Origin of the sequence: Vibrio eleionomae (genome assembly GCF_009874545.1) — a bacterium.
GTDB classification, from domain to species: domain Bacteria; phylum Pseudomonadota; class Gammaproteobacteria; order Enterobacterales; family Vibrionaceae; genus Vibrio; species Vibrio nitrifigilis.
In genome coordinates, this window is the sequence record NZ_WEKT01000015.1 from 71,776 (window position 1) to 78,985 (window position 7,210).

Below are 7,210 nucleotides of genomic sequence, written 5' to 3' on the forward strand. Positions count from 1 at the left end.
TTAAACGCTATTTAGGTTGCGTTTGATAGTAATTTTCACGAAACGCCAAACTACCCCACATAGCATTAGCATGTGCACGTAACGTCACCGCCTCATCAACGGGCGCACCGACCATCTTATCTGTAGCCGGATTATAGCGATAAGTTGAGATCCCTTGTCCGGGTTGTAACACCACCAATTGGTTGTCTGCGGTTAACCAACCAAAGTTTTTATCCCTTTGCATCATGGCGCGTTGCTCGTTTTCTGGTACTGGCTTCGTCAAGTCATACCCAATCATTGGGTTCACACTGCTGATGCCAGCCAATGAGAGTAGAGTTGGTGCAATATCTATTTGGCTAACCAAACGATTATCCAATTTAGGCGCAATGCCTCCACCGAAAATCACAGCCGGAATATGGAAGTGACCAACTGGGATAGGTTGATCACCAAAGGTTCTCGCGTCATGGTCAGCAACTGCAACAAATACCGTATCGTTCCAGTAAGGTGATGCTTTAGCTTGGCGAATAAACTCACCTAATGCGTAATCCGAATACTTAACCGCATTCTCACGAGTCGCTCGCGGTTCATTCACGTGTTTAATACGCCCTTCTGGAAATTCAAAAGGTGAATGGTTGGAAGAACTAAACACCAATGAGAAAAATGGCTTACCTTGCTGATTGAGCTGGGTAAACTGCTGATTCGCTTTATTATACAAATCTTCGTCCGATGTTCCCCATGAGCCAACAAAGACAGGGTTTGAGAACGTTGGCTGATCTTGCATATCCACAAAACCGTTACCAAGGAAGAAAGATTTCATATTATCGAAGTGGCTCTCACCCCCATAGATAAATTGAGTATGGTACCCACGACCTTTCAGCAAATCGGCAATAGTGAAAAAGTTCGTTTGGCTTTTTCCTAACTTAACCACAGAGCGAGCAGGTGTGGGTGAAAAACCGGTTGTGACAGCTTCAATACCGCGCACCGAGCGAGTCCCGGAGGCATACATACGAGTAAATGCCCAACCCTCATGGATCAATTTATCCATATTTGGCGATAAATCTTCACCACCAAGGGATTTTACAAACTGAGCACCGTGACTTTCGAGCAGTAAAATCACAATGTTTTTCGGTTTACCTTGGTAACTTGCTACGTGTTTAGCCAAAGACGGTTGCTTATCAGAAACAAAATCACTATTCGCCACATTCATATTGGAACGAACTTCATCAATGATTGCTTGTTTTGGCATCGATGGATAGTAATCAAACGCACTCGCCTCTGACTCCATCTGTTTTGCCGCAAACAACACAGAGTAAGAAGAGTTAAGCACCAAGTCGTTCACCAAAGGGTCAACAGCAAAAGAGACCATAGCAGGGTTTAGTGGGCGGTGTTCAAATGAAGAACGAGCGCCCATTACGCCCAAAGCCACAGCAACAACAGCCACTAGAGGGCGAACATACCATTTAGGATAGACAAGATTTCGCGTTAAATATCCACTTAACTTCCAACCACCCCAGACTACGGCAATCGTCACAACAGTGCCGATGAAGAGTTCTAACTTATACCCCACCCAAAGCATGCTAAACACTTCTTTTGGATAGATAAGGTATTCAATAAACAATCGGTTAGGTCGTAAGTCATATTCTGTAATAAATGCAGGCGTTGCCACTTCCATATAAACCGCGAGCCACAGCCCAACGGTAATCCAGACCCTCAACAGGCACTTGACCACAAAGCCGATACCCCGGTCGCTTAACAGCAGTGCACTCACCAAGGCTGGCACGATAAGCAAATAACAAACCGACGCAATATCAACACGAAAACCACTGATCAGTAACCTCAACCAACCATCAGCTTGTGAAACACGTTCAAATTGCCATAAACCTAAAGCAATTCTGGAAATTGAGAAGATACATAACAATACAACAGCCGTTCCCACTACAGGGAACAATGGGCCAAATAAAGAGCGCAATCGTTTCAAAGTCAATTCTCTGTATAACAATGAGTCAAGCGAAGTGATATAGGAGAGCCATCAACTCCCCCTCTATTAAACGCTTAAAATTATAGGAGAGTTTTTATGAGTAAAAATAATTAAATCAATGAAATATTGCCTATATTGCAACGATATATATGAAACTGAGCTTCGTCGCACAATCAAACGATGTAAATCATGCACGGCCTGTTGCACTATGATTTTAACAAAGGTTTTGTAATCCCTTAGTCGCAACGACAGGCAAACGCGCTAAGTCAGCGTTATCTCGAATCGCAAGATACTCGCACCCTTTGAATGTGAGATGTAGATATTCAGCTGTCAATTGAAAAGGTTCAATAAAACAACTCGGTACTTCCTGATTATACCCTGTACTTAATACCGACATGGATTTCCCTTTTAGTTCTCGTCCTAACGCCTTCTCAATCGTGAGAAGATCTGAAAGCCGGTCAAAAAACACTTTGAGCTGAGCAGACATCGAATACCAATAAACCGGAGAAGCAAACACGATGTGTTCATAATCCGTTAGAGTTTTAATCAGAGGAATAAAATGATCATCACGATTTTCATGTGAATAGTCATAAAAACTGATATCAAAATCGGTGAGATCCAATAATGTAGCCCCAGACAGCTGCACAAACTCATCGACCAATTTTCGCGTATTACCATCCTGCTTAGACGTACCTAATACTACAGCAACCTTCATACTTATCCCCTGATAATTTGACTTTATTTAGCACTAATATTCCCTGTAAATGTATCTATATCATGGTCATAGAACAAAGACACGCATCTTGAGGTTACTTGGGTATAGCAATAGATTATTGATTTTCAGCAGATGAAGGTATTGGGAATCATCGTTAAGACGGGATATAACAAGGACATACTAGAGCTAAACGTGTGTCCTTGTTATTTGAGGCTGGTTAGCTAATTATATGTCGCCACTATCTTCAAGTGCTTTTAGCTCTTGAAGAGGAGGGATTGTGTCAAACATAACAGGATCGAGCAAATCCCAAACAATACCGCAAGTCGGTTTGTGTGGCGCTTCAACCTCAATGGTTCTGGTTGGTGTATAGATAGCATCAGCAACTGTATCAAATACTTCTGGATAGAGCGTCTCTGTCAGAACTTGGCAATCATGCACTAGCGCTGCAGATGGTGTGTCCGTCGTAATTTTACCAATGCGGTACAACATACCCCATTCAGAATCGAAGAAACCATGACCTTTACCAAAACGCACGCCTTCTTCATTAATAGCGCCAGTACCGGTTACCATAAAATCGAGTTCTGGTAGTTTATCCCGAATATCGATTAAAGACATCGGTTCGCCTTCACGCTCTAAACCATCAAGGGTTGCAGCATATAGGTAGCGAGCAGGATCAATTTTAGCTGGGTCAAGAACCCAAAAACCACGTTTGATCGAATAAGTGGTGATAAGGATCAGCTTACCATCTTGTAGTGCACGGTAACGTAGTTCTTCTAAACAGTTATCTGGCGTGATAAAGATGCACTTCGCTTTTTGATAAAATGGGTGATCGATTAAGCGTTGAGTTGCATCTGAGCTACCTTCAAAGTCGGTAATAAATTCACCGAAGTCAAAATGAAAACGACTGTCAGGAAAGGCAACTTTACGTAGCTCCTCAAAAACACGATTACGAACTGATGTTTTATGCTCCATGAGCAAAGCCTCCAATAGAAAATAAATAATTAATGTGTATATTAACCCTGCCCCATAAAACGGCGCAGCAAGCGTCGTTCAAGAACTGTAGCGATCTGATACAACAAAATAGAGATAGCAACCGCTGCAAAAGTAACGGCCCATATCATGCCGTAGTCCATTCGACCACGAGAAAGATTCAATAAATTACCCAGCCCCATACCGGTAGCCATCCATTCAGCGATGATGACACCTAACAAAGCTCGGGGAATGGCGAGACGAGCCGCAGCACACAAATAAGACATACTGGATGGAATACTCACTCGACGAATTTTAGTGAGAGAACTAGCACCATATACGGAAAGTAAATCGATTGCCGCAGATGGTATCTGACTCAACCCTTGCATCAGGGTCACATACGCTGCAAAGAAGGTCACCAAAACTGCAACGGTAAGTGTCAGTAACGTATCTCGCCCCAGTAACAGGACCAAAATCGGGGTTAATGCAACTAAAGGCATGCTTTGTAACAGCAATGCCACAGGCATAAAACTGTTGCGTAAGAAACGGTTATAGTGACTCAGCAATGCCATGATAAACGCAAACAGCAACCCAAGAACCATGCCGATTAATGCATAAGGGACCGATTGCAACAGAGCCTCAATAAGCCGCTGTTGAGCCACCGAAGCGCGAACACCACTGATCAAGTAAGACCACAAATCAAATGGACCTTTGGCAATAATACTTGGCAACTTCAGTGCTGCAATGATCGCCCACCAAATAGCAAAAGGAATGATCAGTGCTAACAAAGACAGCAGTGGTTCTTTGATCCAGCGAACTGCGCCTGAAGATTTATGTGCTTCAAGAACTGGCGAGGGCGTCATTGTGACCGCTTTCGTCGTCGCATTCACTTTGCGCGATAGCAGTGCAAAAATGCCGTACCCTATCGCTGATAATATGGTGGCCGTTATACCAATCGCCCACACACGATCTGCGTTGGCTAAAGCCAATGAACCCAATAAGTAGGTACCTAGCCCCCAGCGAGAGCCCGAACCGAACTCAGCCATGATTGAGCCCAAAATAGCAGCGGGAGCGGCGACTTGCAGACCCGCTAGTAGGCCAGGCAGAGAAGAACGTAAACGAACAAAACGTAATACGGCCAACTTACTACCACCATAGGTACGAACAAGATCCATCGTTCTATGGTCAGCCTGTTTTAAACCTAATAGCATCGCAATCATGGTTGGGAAATAAACAGATATCGCAGCAAGAATAATTTGTGGTTGTTCACCATGGCTAATCAAAACCAATATTGGTCCCAATGTTAAAGGTGGTATGGCAAAGAGAGTAATGTTGACACCACGAAATAGCCGCTCAGTGACGGGATATAGCAGAAATATTAACGCAGCTAGAATCGCACAACCATTCCCTATCAAAAATCCGATAAATGCAGGTTTTAGCGTTGCTAATGCGTGATGCTGATAGACATCAAAATTAGAAAAAATTTCTCTAACAACAGATGACGGAGCAGGTAAAGCCCCATCGGCTACCCAAGCATATCTTCCAGCAAATTCCCAAAGAACTAACCAAAAGATCGCAAGTCCGACACCGAGTAAACGCCGTCCTGAAGTAGAACGTAGGTTTAAACTCATGCGTCCTCCTCACCTGCACTATTTTGTGCATGTAAATGGAAAGCCACTTCATCACATAGCTCGTGAAATTTAGGGTCAGAGAATAATGATTCCTGTCTTGGGCGTGGAAAATCGACCTTGATGACCTTTGCTACACGACCCGGTCTCGCATGCATCACAACAATCTGATCGGCAAGAAAAACTGCCTCATCAATACCGTGGGTGACTAACAACGTTGTTGCACCGCTATTTTTCCAGATACGTTGCAACTCCAAGTTCATTGTCCGACGTAGGATTTGGTCTAACGCACCAAATGGTTCATCTAACAACAAAAACTCAGGATCTGAAACAAGAGAACGAGCAATAGCAACTCGTTGGCGCATGCCTCCTGAAAGCTGACCAGGACGCGCATCTCGAAAACGCGATAAACCGACGAGCTCAATCAATTCATCAATCTGTTCTCGATGTTTTTCAACCGAGCGCCCCAAAACTTGTAATGGTAGCGCAACGTTATCGAACACAGAACGCCATGGCAGCAATGCAGCATCTTGAAAAGCAATACCAAGACGTCCACTCGGTTGAATTTTCTGTGGTGGAAGCCCATCAATCGAGACCTCACCTTCTTCTTGAGTTTCCAAACCGGCAACTAGACGTAATAACGTAGATTTACCACACCCTGATGGTCCGATTAACGCAGTAAATGAACCAGGAGGACAATCCACATTCACCTGATCAAGAACAGGAGTCGGTGTGCCTTGAATGGTAAAACGTTTGACAACGTTTCGGACTTGGATACCGCCAGCGCTTGTGGAGGTGATAGGCCCTTTAGACATGTTACACCTCAGCTAATAAGGTTGTATCGAACATATCACGAGTCGCTTGAATACCTACGCGGCTTAAACCTTCTATGGTGGCAGCAATGCTCTCTTCCGTCATAGCGAAATAACCTTCAGGAGATTGCATTAATGGTAATTGAGCGGTGTTTTGGAAAATATCCAGTTCAGTTTCCCTACCAGTACCTTTAAACCAACTATCAGCGAATTCAGCTGGATACTTAGCTGGATCTTTAGCATTTTCATCCCAGCCTTGACGGCTAGCACGTAGCCATTTGATCAAATCTTCACGACGATTGTTTAGCGTTTCTTCTAATACCACTACCGTGTCATTAGGAATCGTTAATCCGAAGTCATACAACAAAAAGCTAACAGCTTTTTTACCCTGTTTTTCAATGACATTAGGTACACCAGTAACAAAGTTTACTACTGCATCAACTTCACCTTTAATCAGTGGAGTCGGGTCACCTTGATAAGGAACGAGTCGTACTTGTCCATCTTTAATTCCGGCCAATTTTAGCATTGCCGCTACTGAGATATTATTAACAGCAGGAACAGCGAGAACTTTACCGATTAAATCTTTAGGCTCTCGAACAGGGTTCTCTTCTAAGCTAACAATACCGATTGGGTTACGTTGATACTGCTGACCAATAATTTTGAATGGGGCGCCTTGTTCAACAATGGCTTGAACCGTAGTATCTGGCGTAGTTAAGGTGATATCTGCCTTACCAGACAATAATGCACTTTCAGGAATTACATCTGCACCACCAGACAAATAGTTCATTTTTATGCCGCTATTTTTATAATAACCCTGCTGCATAGCAACAAAATAACCGATAAACTCAGCATCGTTTATCCAAGAAGCTTGGAAGGTCAGTTCAGATAAATCAGCGGCTTGTGCAGAGCGCATGCCTAAACCACCAAAAGTACTTGCGACACCAGCAACCATTAATGATTGCCCAGTAAAACGTATAAAATCACGACGAGTGAACTGCTTGCTCATAATAAACAACTCCATCTGTTCTAAAATTGGTGGCGAAGTTTATCATTTTTAATTATATGAACCATAAAAAAAATATAAAACAACAAATCATAGAATGATATTCCAAAATAGATTATACAATTA

At 43.2% G+C, this 7,210-nt stretch carries 6 protein-coding genes; all 6 read right to left on the reverse strand.

Annotated features, from left to right (window positions below):
• Positions 1–7: 7 nt before the first annotated feature.
• The gene (locus tag F9817_RS10600) at positions 8–1,957 is read right to left on the reverse strand and encodes an LTA synthase family protein (RefSeq protein ID WP_161155295.1); all 1,950 of its coding nucleotides are present in this window, start codon (positions 1,955–1,957) and stop codon (positions 8–10) included.
• A gap of 214 nt (positions 1,958–2,171) precedes the next feature.
• On the reverse strand, positions 2,172–2,672 hold the full coding sequence (locus F9817_RS10605; protein ID WP_161155297.1) for a flavodoxin family protein: 501 nt from the start codon (positions 2,670–2,672) through the stop codon (positions 2,172–2,174).
• 225 nt (positions 2,673–2,897) lie between these two features.
• The gene (locus F9817_RS10610) at positions 2,898–3,644 is read right to left on the reverse strand and encodes a 5-formyltetrahydrofolate cyclo-ligase (protein WP_161155299.1); all 747 of its coding nucleotides are present in this window, start codon (positions 3,642–3,644) and stop codon (positions 2,898–2,900) included.
• Between the two features lie 41 nt (positions 3,645–3,685).
• Entirely contained in the window at positions 3,686–5,272 is a 1,587-nt protein-coding gene (locus tag F9817_RS10615; RefSeq protein ID WP_161155301.1) for an ABC transporter permease, read from the reverse strand.
• On the reverse strand, positions 5,269–6,084 hold the full coding sequence (locus tag F9817_RS10620) for an ABC transporter ATP-binding protein (protein WP_161155303.1): 816 nt from the start codon (positions 6,082–6,084) through the stop codon (positions 5,269–5,271). The genes F9817_RS10615 and F9817_RS10620 overlap by 4 nt, the downstream gene beginning before the upstream one ends.
• Position 6,085: 1 nt before the next feature.
• Positions 6,086–7,087 (reverse strand): ABC transporter substrate-binding protein, encoded by a 1,002-nt coding sequence (locus F9817_RS10625; RefSeq protein ID WP_202436422.1) that lies wholly within the window; start codon positions 7,085–7,087, stop codon positions 6,086–6,088.
• Between the last annotated feature and the right edge of the window lie 123 nt (positions 7,088–7,210).

Coding starts and splice junctions, on each gene's coding strand:
- F9817_RS10605 (WP_161155297.1), bottom strand. CDS start 2,672: ATGAAGGTTGCTGTAGTATTAGGTACGTCTAAGCAGGATGGTAATACG.
- F9817_RS10610 (WP_161155299.1), bottom strand. CDS start 3,644: ATGGAGCATAAAACATCAGTTCGTAATCGTGTTTTTGAGGAGCTACGT.
- F9817_RS10615 (WP_161155301.1), bottom strand. CDS start 5,272: ATGAGTTTAAACCTACGTTCTACTTCAGGACGGCGTTTACTCGGTGTC.
- F9817_RS10620 (WP_161155303.1), bottom strand. CDS start 6,084: ATGTCTAAAGGGCCTATCACCTCCACAAGCGCTGGCGGTATCCAAGTC.
- F9817_RS10625 (WP_202436422.1), bottom strand. CDS start 7,087: ATGAGCAAGCAGTTCACTCGTCGTGATTTTATACGTTTTACTGGGCAA.